This is a genomic window from Providencia sp., from assembly GCF_003533305.1.
Classification (GTDB): Bacteria; Pseudomonadota; Gammaproteobacteria; order Enterobacterales; family Enterobacteriaceae; genus Providencia.
Genome location: NZ_DOEH01000016.1, coordinates 38,851 through 55,949, shown reverse-complemented (window position 1 = coordinate 55,949; position 17,099 = coordinate 38,851). Strand labels below are relative to the sequence as shown.

Sequence of the window (17,099 nt, the reverse complement as noted above, 5' to 3'; positions counted from 1 at the left end):
GTGCTACATCATCACGACATCAAAACGTTCCTGACTATACAAAGGTTCAGTCTGAACTTTAACTTGTTTACCCACGAAGATCTCAACCTCAGCTAAAGCATGTGACTCATCACCTTTGAGTACATCAACAACTGATTGAGCAGCGTAAACTAAGAATCTATCGGCATCGATAGTACGGTGAACCCTAACTATCTCACGTAAAATTTCATAACACACGGTTTCAACTGATTTTACCGTTCCTCGACCTTGGCAAGTAGGGCAATCGTCACACAGAACATGTTCAAGACTTTCTCTGGTACGTTTACGGGTCATTTCCACTAAACCAAGCTGCGAAAAATGACTGATCGTTGTTTTCACTTTATCTTTGCTTAAAGCTTGCTCTAATGAAGCTAAAACGCGTCGACGATGTTCAGCATCTGTCATATCGATAAAATCAATAATAATAATCCCACCTAAATTTCTCAGGCGCAATTGTCTCGCAATAGATTGAGTCGCTTCAATGTTAGTATTAAAAATGGTCTCTTCAAGATTACGATGACCAACAAAAGCCCCCGTATTGATATCAATGGTGGTCATTGCTTCTGTCTGATCGATAATCAGGTAACCACCTGATTTTAATTCAACTTTTCTTTCCATTGCCCGTTGAATTTCATTTTCAACATCAAAAAGGTCAAAAATAGGTTGATTGCCTTGGTAAAGCTCAAGCTTTGCCGTCATTTCAGGCACATACTCTTCAACAAACTCTTGGAGTTGAGTATAGGTCAAACGGGAGTCAACACGAATTCTATCGAGTGATGCCCCAGCAAAATCACGAATAATTCGATATGCGAGAGAAAGCTCGCCATAAATTTTTGTCCGCGTGACATTGCGCTTTTTACGCTCAATGACTTTAGCCCATAAACGTTTTAAAAATGCAGCATCTTGCTTAACTTCTTCTTCACCGACACCTTCTGCCGCAGTACGAATGATAAACCCACCGTTTTCATCGCAGTACTGAGCCACACAAGACTTTAAACGCTCCCGCTCAGTCTCACTATCAATACGCTGAGAAACGCCAACATGGGACGCCCCAGGCATAAAAACTAAATAACGAGAAGGTAATGTAATATCTGTAGTTAATCGCGCACCTTTAGTACCCAGAGGGTCTTTCACCACTTGTACAATCAGGTCTTGACCTTGTTTAACTAATTCCGCGATATCTCTGACATGAAAGTTTTTTCGCTCATCACCCGCAATACATTCTGTATGTGGCATGATGTCGGAAGCGTGCAAAAAAGCGGCTTTATCCAGACCAATATCAACAAAGGCCGCCTGCATACCCGGCAACACACGACTCACACGGCCTTTGTAAATATTCCCTACTAGTCCCCTTTTTGCTTCTCGCTCAACATGTATTTCTTGTAAAATTCCACCATCGATATAAGCAACGCGCGTTTCAGATGGTGTAATGTTTACTAATAGCTCTGCAGTCATAAGTTTCCCTTACCATCAACCTTACGCTAAAAATTGCTGTATTAATTCATCTGTTTCGACCAACGGTAAACCAACAACAGCATGGTAGCTGCCATTAATGCGACGAATAAAACGCCCACCAATGCCTTGTATACCATAAGCGCCGGCTTTATCCATTGGTTCGCCTGATTGGATATAATCATGTATTTCTGACAAAGATAACTCGCGGAATGTCACATCTGTCACAATCAGTGAATTTAACGTCAAACGACTGTCCGATAATGCAATCGCCGTCATCACCTGATGTGTATGTCCGGATAGTGTACGCAGTATTTCTTCGGCATGTGCGGCATCACGCGGCTTTTCTAATATTTCTCCGTTTAGGACAACAATTGTATCAGCACCTAAAACGGGTCTATCTTGTGGTGCAATCGCGACACCTGCCAAAGATTTTTCTCGTGCTAAACGTTGTACATATTCTTGCGGTTGTTCTCCTTGCTGCCATTTTTCTTCCACTTCAGGACGTAAAATTTCAAAATGGTAGTCAAGTAATTGCACCAGTTCCCGTCTTCTCGGTGAACCTGATGCCAAATAAATCAGACTCATAAGCAATATTTCCAATGCTTGCCGACAGCTAAAGTCTTAACATACTGAGAACTGACGACGAATTTTTCGTAATAACAAAAATAGCCATGGCCACAGAATACCATTCACTGGACTATTCCAGAATACTTGTGGATGGAATAATACCTGTGAAGATAGAAATTCAGCCCAAAAGACTGATAAATCTTGAATTACGGTAAGAAAGGCGATGACTAAGGCTTGCTGCCAAAGTGCCATATTTCTTAATAATTGATGCTTATACGAGACGAGGTAGCAAATAATGCTAAATGAAAGGCCATGAACCCCTAATGCCGAGCCTTGAATAGAATCGACAATCACACCTAAAACAAAGCTTGTTCCGACGCTAACACGATGAGGTAACGCCATCACCCAATAAATCAGGATTAATAATAGCCATGTGGGACGATAGAAAGCTAATTGTTCAGGCCAAGGCATCACTTGCAGGATCAATGCAATAAAAAAAGATAACCAAATAATGCCACGACCATTGCCACGGTATTCATCCATTTAGTTAATTCTCCTACCCATAACCATATTGTTTACCCTTATTATGGCTGTGGTTCCGGCGATGGTGGCAATGGTGGCCCTTGTATTTCGCTCGGATTAGGCAGCACTTGAGGAAGAACTTTCATCAAACGCTCATTTGCCGCACGATAAACTTCAGACGGTGGCATTGGAACCGCAGGTTCACTCCCATTACCCCATAACAATAATAAATAACGTAGTCGTTGAAGCTCTGCACTTGGCCTTGCACTGATTATTGTATAAGCCCGTTGAGTATCATGCTTTACCGCTGACACAACAGCAACAGGATAACCTTCAGGAAAACGACCACCAAGACCTGAAGTCACAAGCACATCGCCCACGCGAATATCCGTATTTTCAGGTAATGGCTCTAATAAAAGGTCATCTGCACATCCAGAACCCGCAGCAATCACACGAACATCATTGCGTAAAACTTGCACGGGTAACGCATGAGCCGTATCGCAAATCAATAAAACCCGGCTATTAAAATAGCTCACACCAACGACTTGGCCAACAACGCCTTTATCACTAATTACGGGCTGCCCTTCATACACGCCTTCATTACTGCCTTTATCAATGACAACTTGGTCACGATAAGGTGTATTGGCACCTGAAATGACTTGGGTCACCATCATGTGCTCATCTTGACGAAGTGGCGAACCTAACAACTCTCTCAAACGGGAATTTTCTTGTTTTAATTGTTCGAGAAGCAGATTATCCGCTTTTTTGAGTAATAGTTCCTGACTCAACGCTTTATTTTCAAATTGAAGTTGTGAACGTGAAGAAAAGCTCTCAGAAACATTATCAAGAAATTGGCGCGGTCCGTTCGCTAAAAAATAGAACGGGCTGACTGCCGTGTCTAAATAGTTACGGATTTTATTGAAAGGCTCAAAACGATGGTCAATCACCACCAGCACTAATGCAATTATGACTGCAAAAAAGATGCGTAACTGTAGGGATGGGCCTCGCCTAAAAATTGGCTTCATGAGTGGCAGAGTTTCGCTAATGTCAGAGAATCAAAAAAGTCAAAGCAGCGGCTGGAGCAATTTTCCCCAGCCGGCCTATGGCGTTATTTAGTCTTCGCTAAACAGGTCACCACCGTGCATATCAATCATCTCTAACGCTTTACCACCACCACGGGCGACACAAGTCAGAGGATCTTCTGCAACGATTACTGGGATGCCCGTCTCTTCCATTAATAAACGATCTAAGTTACGAAGCAGTGCACCACCACCTGTTAATACCATTCCGCGTTCTGAGATATCAGACGCTAATTCAGGTGGACACTGTTCTAGCGCTAACATTACGGCACTAACAATACCAGTTAGTGGTTCTTGCAACGCTTCTAGAATTTCATTTGAATTCATTTTAAAGCCGCGTGGAACCCCTTCCGCTAGGTTACGACCACGAACTTCAATTTCGAGAACTTCATCTGTCGGAAATGCAGAACCGATACCGTGTTTGATCCGCTCAGCCGTCGCTTCACCAATCAAAGAACCATAGTTACGACGGACATAATTGATAATAGCCTCGTCAAAACGGTCACCACCAATACGCACTGAAGAAGAGTACACGACACCATTTAGTGAAATAACAGCTACTTCAGTAGTACCACCACCGATATCCACAACCATTGAACCTGTTGCTTCTGAAACAGGTAAGCCTGCCCCAATAGCGGCAGCCATTGGCTCTTCAATTAAGAAGACTTCACGAGCACCTGCACTTAATGCAGATTCACGAATAGCTTTACGTTCAACTTGCGTCGCGCCGACTGGTACGCAGACCAGTACGCGAGGGCTTGGACGCAGAAAACTATTACTGTGCACTTGCTTGATGAAATGCTGTAACATTTTTTCTGTCAGATAAAAGTCAGCGATAACCCCATCTTTCATCGGTCTGATTGCTGAAATATTACCCGGTGTACGTCCCAGCATCTGTTTAGCTTCACCACCAACCGCAGCCACGCTTTTTGACGAGCCTGAGCGATCTTGACGAATAGCAACAACAGAGGGTTCATTTAATTTTACGCCTTGTCCTTTGACATAGATGAGGGTGTTGGCTGTACCCAAGTCAATCGACAAATCATTAGAAAACATGCCACGAAATTTTTTAAACATAACGAAAGGGTTATCCTGCAAGCTGGGGACGAATATAAACCCGTCTACTCTACCAACCACTCGAAGCAGCCTCAAGGCGTTAATGAGGTGTTTCTCTAAATATGGTTAATTCATCTGTGGGTTACACACTTTAACTGTACATGCTTCTTTTCCAAACGAAGCAGATAAAAACTTCAAAAATAGTTATTAATTCAAGCCATACTCATCATTGCGTAAAATTACGCATATTTTGAATTAAACAACCCTTTTTTAGCTGTTATATGCTCCATCCTTTTTCATTCAATCAATGTGACAAGTTATTCTATCTACAAGTTCAAATAATAATAAGATATTTTAATTATTGCTACGTACTGGCTCATTTTATAATGAAACAGCTGTACCCAACGATGGTTCGCTCTATATTATCAACTAGAAATAATCCATATTTATATCAGTATGCAAAATGAATTCGTCACAGTGCGATATTCTGCATGATAAATGCCTATTTATGCCAGAAAAAAAATGCATTTTTACAAATTAATTACATAAACTAGCGCCTAAATACCGTACTGATACCAATAAAAGCAATTTTGATATGATAAGTTAATCGAATACATAGTTAATCACTTATTAGGAGTGAACAATGAAAGCCCTCGTCCTCCAGCAACAAGCGGAAAAAATTGTCCCTGAAATTTTAGCATTATCGACAGATAAACGACCATCAGGTGACGTCATCGTTGATATTCACTGGTCAACACTTAACTACAAAGATGCCCTTGCTATCAATGGCAAAGCTGGCGTCGTCCGCAATTATCCAATGGTACCTGGTATCGATTTTTCCGGCGTCATCCATCACAGTGAAGATCCTCGATTTCACGTAGGTCAGCATGTCTTACTGACTGGATGGGGCGTTGGTGAAACACATTGGGGTGGTCTTGCAACCCAAGCAAAAGTCCCAGCCGATTATTTAACCCCTTTACCCGAAGCACTTTCCTTACGAAAAGCGATGATTATTGGTACCGCTGGTTTCACGGCAATGCTTTGCGTTAATGCATTAGAAGAGGCCGGTATTACACCCGATAAAGGCGAAATTGTCGTAAGTGGGGCAAGTGGTGGGGTAGGCAGCGTTGCTATTCAACTATTAACTGCACTTGGCTATGATGTGGTGGCGATTTCTGGTCGTGAAGAAAATAGCGATTACTTACGCAGTATCGGCGCTAAAAAAATCTTACCTCGCAGCGACTATACTCATCCGGCAAAACCTTTAGGAAAACAGCTTTGGGCGGGTGCCATTGATACAGTTGGTGGCGATCTTCTTGCCAATTTACTGGCACAAATTAGCTATAATGGCGCCGTTGCAGCTTGCGGTTTAGCAGGTGGATTTACCTTACCCACCACAGTGATGCCATTTATTTTACGTAATGTGCGCTTACAAGGTGTCGATTCAGTATATTACCCAGCGGCGAAACGTTCAAAAGTATGGGAGCGCTTGGCACAGCTACTGCCTGAATCATTCTACGAACAAATCAGTTCTGAAATTACATTAGAACAATCAGTAGAATATGCAAAAAAACTCTTAAATAATCAGGTAACAGGGCGTACCCTTGTTAATCTTCGCGCTGAATAACGCGATTTGTGCGGTTCCATATTTATTTTGCATCATTAAGTAAAAGTATGGATTACCGCACAATTTATAAAATAATTTCGGGTAATTTCTCTGATAAGACCAGTATTTTGCTGCTATATGCTACGAAATAATTATAATGCGTTCTTTGTCAGCCAAAAATCTATTTATTTTCATGATAAGAGATGACAAACCGCCTACATCAGGTTATGTTGTCGGACTATTGGCGTATCGTCGGAGTTAGCAGCACAATGACAGAAGATATTCACATTTTGCTTCTTAATGGACCAAACCTAAACCTGCTAGGAACGAGGGAACCTGATAAGTACGGTACTCAAACGCTTACAGGTATTGTGTCCAAGCTAACACTAGAAGCTGAAAAGTTAGGTGTAAAATTAAGTCATTTTCAATCAAATGCAGAACATGAACTGATTGATACAATTCATGCTGCACGAGGTAATACTGATTTTATTCTAATTAATCCAGCGGCATTCACGCATACTAGCGTTGCCTTACGTGATGCATTACTGGCAGTGGCACTCCCGTTTATCGAGATCCACCTATCTAATGTGCATGCAAGAGAACCATTTCGCCAACATTCTTATTTATCCGACCAAGCTGTCGGTGTAATTTGTGGTCTTGGTGCTGATGGTTACAGTTTTGCTTTACAGGCAGCGGTTAACCGTCTGCATCTAATTAATTCAATTAAAATATAAGAGTACGGAATCATATCCATGGATATTCGTAAAATTAAAAAGCTGATCGAACTAGTCGAAGAGTCTGGCATTTCTGAACTGGAAATTTCTGAAGGTGAAGAGTCAGTACGTATCAGCCGCTTAGCACCAGCGTCTCAAATGATGCCGGCACCTCAACAATTTTATTCCGCTCCTGCTGCGCCACAACCTGCACTTGCTAACGCAGTTGCTGTTGTTCAAGAAGCCGCTTCAGTAGCACCTGCTGTTGTTTCTGGTCACCAAGTTCGTTCCCCAATGGTTGGAACCTTCTACCGCGCACCAAGCCCAGAAGCAAAATCTTTTGTTGAAGTTGGTCAAACAGTTAGCGTAGGTGATCCTCTTTGTATCGTTGAAGCGATGAAGATGATGAACCAAATTGAAGCAGATAAAGCCGGCGTTGTTAAAGCCATTCTGTTGCAAAACGGTGATGCAGTAGAATTTGACGAGCCATTGGTTGTTATCGAGTAACGAGGCGTTTCCATGCTGGAAAAAATTGTTATCGCTAACCGTGGAGAGATTGCACTGCGCATTCTACGTGCCTGTAAAGAACTAGGCATTAAGACTGTGGCGGTTCACTCCACGGCAGATAGAGATCTAAAACACGTGTTGCTGGCAGATGAAACCATTTGTATTGGCCCAGCAGCATCAGCAAAAAGCTACCTGAATATTCCTGCAATTATTTCTGCGGCTGAAATTTCAGGTGCGCAAGCTATTCACCCAGGATATGGTTTCCTGTCTGAAAATGCTGATTTTGCAGAACAAGTTGAACAATCCGGATTTATTTTTATCGGACCAAAAGCTGAAACCATCCGCCTAATGGGTGATAAAGTCTCAGCGATTAAAGCGATGAAAATTGCAGGTGTTCCATGCGTACCGGGCTCTGATGGCCCTCTTGGCAATGACACTGAAAAAAATAAAGCTATTGGCAAACGCATTGGTTACCCGGTAATCATTAAAGCGTCTGGCGGTGGTGGTGGTCGCGGTATGCGTGTTGTTCGTAATGAGAAAGATTTGGAATCATCAATAAATCTGACTCGTGCAGAAGCAAAAGCCGCATTCAATAATGACATGGTTTACATGGAGAAATACCTTGAAAATCCACGTCATATTGAAATCCAAGTGATGGCTGATGGTCAAGGACATGCTATTTATTTAGCAGAACGTGACTGTTCAATGCAACGTCGTCACCAAAAAGTCGTTGAAGAAGCACCAGCACCGGGCATTACTCCTGAAATTCGCCGAAATATCGGTGAACGTTGTGCTAACGCTTGTATCGAAATCGGCTATCGTGGTGCAGGTACGTTTGAATTCCTGTTCGAAAACGGTGAATTTTATTTCATTGAAATGAATACCCGTATTCAAGTTGAGCATCCAGTGACAGAAATGATCACCGGTATTGACTTGATTAAAGAACAGTTGCGTATTGCTTCAGGTATGCCTTTATCTGTGAAGCAAGAAGAAATTGTTGTGCACGGTCATGCTGTTGAGTGTCGTATCAACGCAGAAGACCCGCATACCTTCCTGCCTAGTCCAGGTACAATCACACGTTTCCACTCTCCAGGTGGTTTTGGTGTGCGTTGGGAGTCACATATTTACGCAGGCTACACCGTACCTCCGTATTATGACTCAATGATTGGTAAACTTATTACTTTCGGTGAGACCCGTGAAATTGCCATTTCTCGAATGAAAAATGCGCTAAATGAACTGATCATCGATGGCATTAAGACCAATATTGAACTGCACCAAATGATCATGAATGATGAAAATTTCCAAAAAGGTGGTACTAACATCCACTATTTGGAGAAAAAGCTGGGTATTCAGGATTAATTTACTGAATCTCTGATATTTTAGTCATCGTCAATCGATACCGGAAAGTTCTACTTTCCGGTATTTTTTTATCTCTTATTAAGAAGTTATGACTAGCTGTCTTTTATCAGATTCGACAGAGAAAACTAATTTACCTGTCTGATAGGAATATTATTAGTGACTACATGGGATTGATGAAATAAATGCAAATTGTCCATTATGGATGCAGGTGATCGATAATATTTCAGTTCATTCGCCATAAATCGCATATAAGGGTCAATATGAGAGAAAATAGCCTTATACCCCTCACATAAATGATTATGCCATTTATTTTCTACTTTTAATGTTCGATGTTTCGGACAACCACCATGACAAGCAAATTTAAATTCACACTGCTGACATGCGGTAGAAAGATTTAATTTTTGCTGCCCAAAACGCTGCTGCTGTTTACTATAAACTAATTTATTAAGTGGCTTAGTTAATAAATTACCTAATTTAAATTCGGGATAAACAAAATGGTCGCAACTATAAATATCCCCATTTTGTTCTGCAACTAATCCATAACCACAGGAAGGCTGCATCACACAAAAACTAGGCATATCCCCAGACCACGCGGCAAGTGAATTATCAAATAACTGCACAAAAACTTTACCGACATCTTTTTTAACCCATAGATCAAACACTTTTTTAATAAAGTCACCGTACTGCTTGCCGGTAATTGACCATGGCGTTAATTGTTTACTTCCCGCTTCTTGTGGGTAGCTTAAGTGTTGTACTGGCATGTTTTGCATTTCATGCTCAACAACTGGGATAAATTGAACATGATTAACATGTAAAACTTCAGTAATAAACCGATAAATTTCTTCCGGGTATTTTGCTGTTTCATTATTAATAACCGTTAAAATATTAAAATCAATTTGATGCTCTTTTAATAAATTAATCGCATTAATAACTTTATTAAATACTGAATTACCAGAATTTGATTTACGATAAATATCATGAAGCCAATCGGGGCCATCGAGTGAAATCCCCACTAAAAATTGGTGTTCTTTTAAAAACGCAGCCCATTCAGAATTCAATAAAACCCCATTAGTTTGCAGGCTATTATAAATCTGTTTACCATTGCTATAACGTTTTTGATAATGAATAACTCGCTTAAAGAAGTCCAACCCCGCCATGGTTGGCTCTCCCCCTTGCCAAGTAAAATCAATTTTATTCGCTGGGGATAATGCAATATATTGACGTATATATTCACGTAATACATTATCGTCCATGCATTTTAGTTTTTGATTCCCGAATCCCTGTTGATGCTCTTTTTCAAGATAAAAGCAGTAATCACATTTTAAATTACATTGATAGCTAGTTGGCTTTGCCATAATGTGAAACGCTTTTTTCATAATGACCTTCTTAAGTGATGAAATATAGCTGAATGCTAGCTTCCATTTACTTTATATTCATAATAATCACTAAGATAACTACCTTCCATATACAAAATAGCTTCATTAGCTTTGTTATAATCGATGCGACGACGCGAAAATACTGGTGTTTTTTCATCGATATTAAGCAACTTCATTTCCTGTTTTGTCGGAATAACTGCAGATAATTTCTCAGTATAATGATTTGAGTTCAGCCCTTGAGACTCTAAGAATAAATAAATGGATTCTTCTAAGTCATGTTCAGTGACGCTTTCAATACAAGGTGAAAAGTAGAAGCAATTGTACTGAATATTTAATTTACCTTTGGCAATAATTCGTTCAACACGGATCAGCTCTGTACCTTGAGCTAAATTCATTATTTCGCAAATTTCAGCATTTGGTGCTATTTTGATTATCGAAATAATTTTACGTTTAACTCGAAGTGTTGGCGCACCCAAAATTTGAGTATGAATAGTCGCATAAGCCTTTTTCGAATTACGAATAACTAACGTACCTACCCCACGAGAACGTTTGACATAACCCTCTTTTTCTAGCTCAGAAAGGGCTCTTCGCGCCGTGATCCGACTAATACCAAACATTTCCTGAAATTCAGCCTCTGTTGGAAAGGTATCATTTTTACGATATTCACCCTTGTTCAGTTTATCGACTAAAATATCATAAACTTGTGCATATAAAGGTTTCGAATGCGCACTGTGATCCAATTGTTTTTTCATATAACCATAATCGCTATTACCCAGTTTAAGCCAACCGGGTAATAGCTCATTATTATTTCAATCTCATTTCCAGAGCTACCCGGTACATTAGCTCATTATGGTTTTCTGTAGGGAAATTATCAATAATGAAAGCAATTAACTGCTCTTGGCTCAGAGACTTATTTAATTGATTTAGTAGCTTCTCTCTAATGTCCCCCAGTTTTCGGGTGTCGATATATTGTAATAAGGACATCACCCCATACTTCACATCTTGCGCTAATTCATAGCTATCAAGCGCTGTTGCTGCTGCGCCAATATATTGGTGTTCAAGCGCTATTTGTTCCATGTTAACCGCATCGTTCTTAGATAACCCATATCGTGCAAATAACTCTAATGGCGCATCATTCGCTATCATCATCAAACGAATGTTCTCTAATAAGCGGCATTCGGTTTCAAATTCTACAATGGGTGATATCTGCTGAGGATCAAGTTTCACGTTATATAAACGGTGACCAAAGCGATCGGAATCAGTTGTCATCACACTCGTTGCGGGAATTTTAAGCACTGCGCAACCTTGTGTGAAATCAAACCCTTCATGTAATTGAGTTCCTTGTAGCTCTTTTGGCGTAAAGCGTCGATTAATGCGCGTCGGCATCAATGTGTAATCATTTAGGCCTTCCGTCCCCTGTACAACTGGCGAACGCATATATACAAACTCACCATCAGTGATATTAATTTGGCAACCATGATAGCCAAATAGAGCATATTCACGAATCGGAGAGTCATTTTCTAGCCCTGAGATTAAACTTTTACCCTGCATGTTTGGCGGTATTGGTGCATTAAAATAATCTAATAATGTCGCTGGAATATCAATGGATTGAGCTAACATTTTCCTAGACTCATTCACCGAAGTAATTTCTGGATGGTATATAAAAAATGGCGTATTCGCGATTTCATTATAAAGGGGCATAATATTTTTCCCCCACCACTCATGTTCACCAAGCAAAAAGCCATGATCCGTATTAACAATCAACATGGTATCTTGCCAAAGATTATATTTATCAAAGACATCTAATACTTGGCCAACATACTCATCCACCATAGTGACAAGTGCTTGATAAAAGCCGCGGATCACTTTCTGTCGTGATTCATCTTCGGTCACTAAGTAATAAGGAGGCCATCCGTCAAAATCTTGATTTGATAATCCATACATTTGCAAATATTTTTCAGGCACATAAAACGGCTCATGTGGATCAAAACATTCAAGTTGTAAAAACCAATTATCAGCATCCTGATTTGTTTCTATAAATTCAATACCATGATTAATCGTTTTCACTAACGGATGATCTTTTTCATCTTGCATATATTGCTGATTAATCAAGTGCTGTGTACGGCTCGCTATTTTGCGTTGCTTATTTTCTTCAGTCTCACCAGATTCATAAAGAACAATAGGTTTATTGACTACCCCCTTCCAATTATCGCCTTCCTGCCCACGAATAAATTCATAGGTTGAAAAACGTGAGTGATAAGTTGCCCCACCATCTCGCCAATAATGCTTATGGTCGGTGACTAAATGTGTATGAATACCTTGTTTTTTTAAAATTTCAGGCATTGATTCATCAAACGGTTCAATAGGTCCCCAACTACGATGTAGGAAATTATATCGCCCTGTATGTAATTCTCTTCTCGCAGGCATGCATGGCATACTACCCACATAGAAATTATCAAATTTAAGAGAGCGCTTTCTTAACCGCTCAAAATTAGGTGTTATCGTTGACTGGCAACCATAGGCAGACAACATATGTTTATTCAACGAGTCAAACATTAACATCACAGCTTTCATCATCAATTCCTTTTCTTATTCATACTTTCTGATGCGCCCAACAAAGTAAGTGAGCAAAAACGCAATACTGCACCCAACCAACCAACTCAGGATATATTCAAGATATTTGCCATCAGCAATCAACGGCAAAGCGGAGAGACCAGCTGCACCGACTCCATTAGCCGTGACATCGAGTAGCACTATCATCATTCCACCAAAACCTGCGCCAATAGATCCTGTAATAAAGGCAAACCCAGCAGGGATATTGACACCAAAAATAGTTGGCTCTCCGACGGCTAAAATACTGGTCGGTATTGCACCTTTTGCGACACGTTTCATCACGGGGTCTTTGGTTAATAAAAGTACCGCTATAGCCGCTCCAACCATGCCTGAATTACTCATGATCTGAATGGCAAATAACTGAGAATGACCTGTAGCTTGAATTAGCTCGAGATGAATTGGAATTAACCCTTGATGTAACCCCAATGAAATCAGGAAAGGGAATAATGATGAAAGTAAGAAACCGGCCGCTAAGCCGCCATGTTCCAGTACTCCTGATAACGATCCTAAAATGACATTGGACACAATACCTGCAACAGGCATGATGCCAAAAAGCAATAATCCCGTCATAATAATAATAGTTATTGTAGGTGTCGCAATAACGTCTATCATACTTGGAATAAATCGACGTAATCGACGTTCTAGCCAACAACATATCCACACAGCAAAAATAACCCCGATCAAGCCACCCTGCCCCGGCGTTAATCCAATGACTGCAACTTGAGGTGCGATAGTTATAGCGCCGATAATCCCACCAAGGATTTCGGTTCCTTTAAACTCTTTCGCTGCAAAAATACCCGTGAATACCGCCAGCAAACTAAATAAGCCACTCGCGATAATGCCCATTATTGTACTAATTTCCAGCAAGCCTTTTTGTTGCAAAATAACTTGAGCCGCTGATAAATTAGCCGTTGCCTGTATCCCCTGACTTAGCGCCTCCGCACTAGCAGAGTTCACAATAATATTATTGATACCCATTAATGTTCCGGCTGCAATTAAACCGGGCAATAGCGGAATGAATATATTCGCAATCACACGCAAAATAGCTTTTACTGGCGTTTTTTTCTTCGCTCTATTTCGAGCAATTTCAGCTTTTTGAATGACCCCATTTTCACTATCTGAGCTAAATGTTTCTGATTCAAGTTGTTCACCCTTTGCTAATTGCTGATTAATAGCATCAGCAATATTATTACATTTTCCTGGTCCTACAATGACTTGTAATGTTTCATCACTAATAACACCGAGTACCCCGGGCAATGCTTTTAAGCCAGCAACGTCAGCCTGACTTTCATCTTTTAATGTCATTCTAACGCGAGTCATACAGTTAGTGACATGGACGAAGTTTTCAGAACCGCCTGATAACTGAATAATTTTTTTTGATATTGTATCGAGATCCATAGAGCCTCTCTTGCGGCATATTTAAGTAAGATCGATTGTTATATTGTTATAACATTTAGATTAATATATCATCAGACCAATAAAGCCCATACTGTCGTCATTGTTTTGTGATTTCCTTCTCAATATTAATTTCAAGAGATGAGCCAAAAACTACGGACCCCATATGAATATAGAAAAAAAGAACTGGAAAAATATTGGAAAAACACCGGATTACCGATTTTCATTAGCTAATGAGAGAACCTTTTTAGCCTGGATCCGTACTGCGCTTGCGTTTTTAGCAGGAGCAATCGCGATAGAACAGTTGCTGCACGATATATCGTTAGGATGGGTAAAATTTACATTGACGCTTTTACTCGCCTTTGCCGGGGGGATCACCGCTGTCATGGCGCTCTGTAGATGGAAGCAAAACGAAATCGCTATGCGTCAAGACAAGCCATTGCAGTACACCTCTTTTTTAATATTGGTGGCTATGTTCATTGTTATCTCTGCCATTATTTCTGTTTTATACATTTTACTATAGAGATCATTATGCGAGATTCTGGACTGCAATCAGAACGAACACAGCAGGCATGGAGCCGTACCTTGCTTCTACTCGCACTGAATATATTGTTATTTTTACGTATAGGATTGATCGAGGCTTCATGGTTGATGCTATCTGGAGCCGTACTAGGCGCAGTACTTTTTGTTTTAATATCACTAAAAAGACACTTAAACCCAAACTATAACAATATTGGTTTAAAAATAGACAATAGCTTATTCCTTGTCTTAGCTTCCACCAGCATTGCGGCAATGTCGCTCATACTAATTTTAAAAGTACTCGAAATAAAATAAGTCGTTATTGCCGTTTTATTCCTCAACCTCATTAAAGATCGTCTTGATCTTCGCGAATATTTAGGATTTTTTACACTCTCACGCCAGATTATCGTACAATCCCTGATTATTTTTTTAGAAATGAGGAGGAAAAACGTATGGATAAACGTTTTCTTCAGTCAAACAAGGAAGCTCGCTGGGCGCTCTATCTTACCATTGCCTATCTCATAGGCTGGCTCATCTGCGCCTATCTACCAGGCAATAATATTGGCGTCACAGGACTCCCGTTGTGGTTCGAATGGTCATGCCTGATTCTACCTATCATTTTTATTCTCTTATGCATCATGATGGTAAAACTCATTTTTAAAGACATTTCTCTGGAGGAGAATGATGCAGACTGAAGTTCTCCTGCCATTAATCGGCTACCTTGCACTTGTATTTCTACTGTCTGTTTACGCTTATAGAAAGCGTACCAAAGGGGAGTTTCTCAACGAATACTTCTTAGGCAATCGTTCTATGGGTGGTTTTGTGCTCGCCATGACGATCACGGCAACCTATATCAGTGCAAGCTCCTTTATCGGTGGCCCCGGCGCAGCGTATAAATATGGTCTAGGCTGGGTTTTACTCGCGATGATCCAATTACCCGCTATTTGGCTGTCCCTCGGTGTACTTGGGAAGAAATTTGCTATTTTAGCGCGTCGATACAATGCCGTTACTCTTAACGATATGCTTTACGCCCGCTATCAGAGTCGCTTTATCGTTTGGTTTGCCAGTATCAGCTTGTTAATCGCGTTTTTTGGTGCCATGACGGTTCAGTTTATCGGTGGCGCGCGATTATTAGAAACCGCAGCAGGGATCCCCTATACCTACGGCTTATTGATTTTTGGGGTTTCTATCGCACTGTATACTTCTATCGGTGGCTTCCGTGCCAGCGTCTTAAATGATGCCTTACAAGGTGTTGTGATGCTATTAGGTACGGTTATTTTGCTTGTTGCCGTTATCTATCATGCAGGCGGACTTCCAGCCGCTATCGATAAAATTCAAGCTATTGACCCTAAACTTGTCACTCCACAAGGAGCTGATGACATACTCAGTGGACCATTCCTTGCCTCATTTTGGATTTTGGTTTGCTTTGGGGTAATTGGCCTACCGCACACCGCAGTGCGCTGTATCTCTTATAAAGACAGCAAAGCCGTTCATCGAGGCATCATTCTAGGTACGATAGTGATGGCAATTTTAATGTTTGGTATGCACTTTGCTGGCGCATTAGGCCGCGCAATTTTGCCTGATCTCACGATACCAGACCAAGTCATTCCAACACTGATGGTTCAAGTATTACCGCCATTTGCAGCAGGTATTTTCTTAGCAGCCCCTATGGCAGCTATCATGTCGACAATCAATGCTCAGCTATTGCAATCATCAGCCACGATTGTGAAAGATATTTACCTCAATGCAGTACCAGAACAAATAAAAAATGAGAAAAAATTAGCACGTATTTCGAGTTTCTCCACACTCATTTTAGGTGCGTTATTACTGGTTGCGGCATGGAATCCGCCACAAATGATCATTTGGTTAAATTTGCTGGCTTTTGGTGGGCTTGAAGCTGTTTTTCTTTGGCCATTAGTTTTAGGGCTATATTGGGAAAAGGCCAATGGAACAGGTGCCATCAGCGCCATGGTTATCGGTGGCGTTAGCTATGCCCTACTCGCCAGTTTTAAAATCGAAATTATGGACTTCCATGCCATTGTACCGTCACTTATTTTTAGCCTGTTTGCCTTTTTCATTGGTAATCTTTTTGGCAAGAATCCAGTACAATTGCCAAAAAATGAACAACCTATACATTCTGAAAAGATCGGTATATGACCAAAGTCACAAATCGATGTATGACAAATATACTAAACAAAATTTAATGCTCTAAATAATTCAAATTGTGGTTAGGCGGCGAAGAAGCTAATCCAACGGAACATACACCAGTGTATAACCCAAGTAGCCGAGAGCAGCCAACAACGCTATAACTCGA

At 40.7% G+C, this 17,099-nt stretch carries 17 protein-coding genes; 8 read left to right on the top strand and 9 right to left on the bottom strand.

The annotated features are described in order from the left end of the window. Positions 1–3: 3 nt before the first annotated feature. The 5 genes from rng to DD649_RS09210 form a co-directional block, all read right to left on the bottom strand. The gene (gene rng / locus DD649_RS09230; protein ID WP_294106462.1) at positions 4–1,473 is read right to left on the bottom strand and encodes a ribonuclease G; all 1,470 of its coding nucleotides are present in this window, start codon (positions 1,471–1,473) and stop codon (positions 4–6) included. Between the two features lie 21 nt (positions 1,474–1,494). Next, positions 1,495–2,058, bottom strand: coding sequence for a Maf family protein (locus tag DD649_RS09225; RefSeq protein ID WP_294106460.1), 564 nt, complete (start codon positions 2,056–2,058; stop codon positions 1,495–1,497). Positions 2,059–2,094: 36 nt separating this feature from the next. After that, positions 2,095–2,583 (bottom strand): rod shape-determining protein MreD, encoded by a 489-nt coding sequence (gene mreD / locus DD649_RS09220; RefSeq protein WP_294106459.1) that lies wholly within the window; start codon positions 2,581–2,583, stop codon positions 2,095–2,097. A 41-nt stretch (positions 2,584–2,624) separates the two neighbouring features. Beyond that, the gene (mreC, locus tag DD649_RS09215) at positions 2,625–3,587 is read right to left on the bottom strand and encodes a rod shape-determining protein MreC (protein ID WP_294106456.1); all 963 of its coding nucleotides are present in this window, start codon (positions 3,585–3,587) and stop codon (positions 2,625–2,627) included. 87 nt (positions 3,588–3,674) lie between these two features. Continuing rightward, complete coding sequence (locus DD649_RS09210; protein WP_294106454.1) at positions 3,675–4,718, bottom strand: rod shape-determining protein; 1,044 nt, start codon at positions 4,716–4,718, stop codon at positions 3,675–3,677. 622 nt (positions 4,719–5,340) lie between these two features. On the opposite strand from DD649_RS09210, the gene DD649_RS09205 reads away from it, so the two are divergent. The 4 genes from DD649_RS09205 to accC all read left to right on the top strand — a co-directional run bounded on the left by DD649_RS09205 (position 5,341) and on the right by accC (position 8,882). Beyond that, a complete protein-coding gene (locus DD649_RS09205; protein WP_294106452.1) occupies positions 5,341–6,324 on the top strand; it encodes an oxidoreductase in 984 nt (327 codons plus the stop codon). A gap of 248 nt (positions 6,325–6,572) precedes the next feature. Then, entirely contained in the window at positions 6,573–7,037 is a 465-nt protein-coding gene (gene aroQ, locus DD649_RS09200; protein WP_294106953.1) for a type II 3-dehydroquinate dehydratase, read from the top strand. A gap of 18 nt (positions 7,038–7,055) precedes the next feature. Continuing rightward, the gene (gene accB / locus DD649_RS09195; RefSeq protein ID WP_294106450.1) at positions 7,056–7,523 is read left to right on the top strand and encodes an acetyl-CoA carboxylase biotin carboxyl carrier protein; all 468 of its coding nucleotides are present in this window, start codon (positions 7,056–7,058) and stop codon (positions 7,521–7,523) included. A gap of 12 nt (positions 7,524–7,535) precedes the next feature. Continuing rightward, on the top strand, positions 7,536–8,882 hold the full coding sequence (gene accC / locus DD649_RS09190; protein ID WP_294106448.1) for an acetyl-CoA carboxylase biotin carboxylase subunit: 1,347 nt from the start codon (positions 7,536–7,538) through the stop codon (positions 8,880–8,882). 125 nt (positions 8,883–9,007) lie between these two features. On the opposite strand, the gene DD649_RS09185 is transcribed toward accC, so the two are convergent. The 4 genes from DD649_RS09185 to DD649_RS09170 are packed head-to-tail and all read right to left on the bottom strand — an operon-like array spanning position 9,008 to position 14,269. Beyond that, positions 9,008–10,258, bottom strand: coding sequence for an anaerobic sulfatase maturase (locus DD649_RS09185; protein ID WP_294106446.1), 1,251 nt, complete (start codon positions 10,256–10,258; stop codon positions 9,008–9,010). Between the two features lie 35 nt (positions 10,259–10,293). Further along, the gene (locus DD649_RS09180; protein WP_294106444.1) at positions 10,294–11,010 is read right to left on the bottom strand and encodes a GntR family transcriptional regulator; all 717 of its coding nucleotides are present in this window, start codon (positions 11,008–11,010) and stop codon (positions 10,294–10,296) included. Positions 11,011–11,062: 52 nt separating this feature from the next. Next, a complete protein-coding gene (locus DD649_RS09175; protein WP_294106439.1) occupies positions 11,063–12,832 on the bottom strand; it encodes a sulfatase in 1,770 nt (589 codons plus the stop codon). Between the two features lie 15 nt (positions 12,833–12,847). Beyond that, positions 12,848–14,269, bottom strand: coding sequence for a PTS transporter subunit EIIC (locus DD649_RS09170; protein ID WP_294106437.1), 1,422 nt, complete (start codon positions 14,267–14,269; stop codon positions 12,848–12,850). 163 nt (positions 14,270–14,432) lie between these two features. Here DD649_RS09170 and DD649_RS09165 point away from each other — a divergent pair, with 163 nt between their 5' ends. The 4 genes from DD649_RS09165 (at position 14,433) to panF (ending at position 16,942) form a co-directional block, all read left to right on the top strand. Next, entirely contained in the window at positions 14,433–14,789 is a 357-nt protein-coding gene (locus DD649_RS09165) for a DUF202 domain-containing protein (protein WP_294106435.1), read from the top strand. An 8-nt stretch (positions 14,790–14,797) separates the two neighbouring features. Continuing rightward, positions 14,798–15,100, top strand: coding sequence for a DUF202 domain-containing protein (locus DD649_RS09160; RefSeq protein WP_294106433.1), 303 nt, complete (start codon positions 14,798–14,800; stop codon positions 15,098–15,100). 137 nt (positions 15,101–15,237) lie between these two features. Then, a complete protein-coding gene (locus tag DD649_RS09155; protein ID WP_336430179.1) occupies positions 15,238–15,480 on the top strand; it encodes a DUF997 family protein in 243 nt (80 codons plus the stop codon). After that, positions 15,470–16,942 (top strand): sodium/pantothenate symporter, encoded by a 1,473-nt coding sequence (gene panF, locus DD649_RS09150; protein WP_336430176.1) that lies wholly within the window; start codon positions 15,470–15,472, stop codon positions 16,940–16,942. The genes DD649_RS09155 and panF overlap by 11 nt, the downstream gene beginning before the upstream one ends. Positions 16,943–17,099: the final 157 nt, after the last annotated feature.

Bases quoted from the DNA above. Each gene is read 5' to 3' on its own strand.
- rng (WP_294106462.1), bottom strand. From the start codon at position 1,473: ATGACTGCAGAGCTATTAGTAAACATTACACCATCTGAAACGCGCGTT.
- DD649_RS09225 (WP_294106460.1), bottom strand. From the start codon at position 2,058: ATGAGTCTGATTTATTTGGCATCAGGTTCACCGAGAAGACGGGAACTG.
- mreD (WP_294106459.1), bottom strand. From the start codon at position 2,583: ATGGATGAATACCGTGGCAATGGTCGTGGCATTATTTGGTTATCTTTT.
- mreC (WP_294106456.1), bottom strand. From the start codon at position 3,587: ATGAAGCCAATTTTTAGGCGAGGCCCATCCCTACAGTTACGCATCTTT.
- DD649_RS09210 (WP_294106454.1), bottom strand. From the start codon at position 4,718: ATGTTTAAAAAATTTCGTGGCATGTTTTCTAATGATTTGTCGATTGAC.
- DD649_RS09205 (WP_294106452.1), top strand. From the start codon at position 5,341: ATGAAAGCCCTCGTCCTCCAGCAACAAGCGGAAAAAATTGTCCCTGAA.
- aroQ (WP_294106953.1), top strand. From the start codon at position 6,573: ATGACAGAAGATATTCACATTTTGCTTCTTAATGGACCAAACCTAAAC.
- accB (WP_294106450.1), top strand. From the start codon at position 7,056: ATGGATATTCGTAAAATTAAAAAGCTGATCGAACTAGTCGAAGAGTCT.
- accC (WP_294106448.1), top strand. From the start codon at position 7,536: ATGCTGGAAAAAATTGTTATCGCTAACCGTGGAGAGATTGCACTGCGC.
- DD649_RS09185 (WP_294106446.1), bottom strand. From the start codon at position 10,258: ATGAAAAAAGCGTTTCACATTATGGCAAAGCCAACTAGCTATCAATGT.
- DD649_RS09180 (WP_294106444.1), bottom strand. From the start codon at position 11,010: ATGAAAAAACAATTGGATCACAGTGCGCATTCGAAACCTTTATATGCA.
- DD649_RS09175 (WP_294106439.1), bottom strand. From the start codon at position 12,832: ATGAAAGCTGTGATGTTAATGTTTGACTCGTTGAATAAACATATGTTG.
- DD649_RS09170 (WP_294106437.1), bottom strand. From the start codon at position 14,269: ATGGATCTCGATACAATATCAAAAAAAATTATTCAGTTATCAGGCGGT.
- DD649_RS09165 (WP_294106435.1), top strand. From the start codon at position 14,433: ATGAATATAGAAAAAAAGAACTGGAAAAATATTGGAAAAACACCGGAT.
- DD649_RS09160 (WP_294106433.1), top strand. From the start codon at position 14,798: ATGCGAGATTCTGGACTGCAATCAGAACGAACACAGCAGGCATGGAGC.
- DD649_RS09155 (WP_336430179.1), top strand. From the start codon at position 15,238: ATGGATAAACGTTTTCTTCAGTCAAACAAGGAAGCTCGCTGGGCGCTC.
- panF (WP_336430176.1), top strand. From the start codon at position 15,470: ATGCAGACTGAAGTTCTCCTGCCATTAATCGGCTACCTTGCACTTGTA.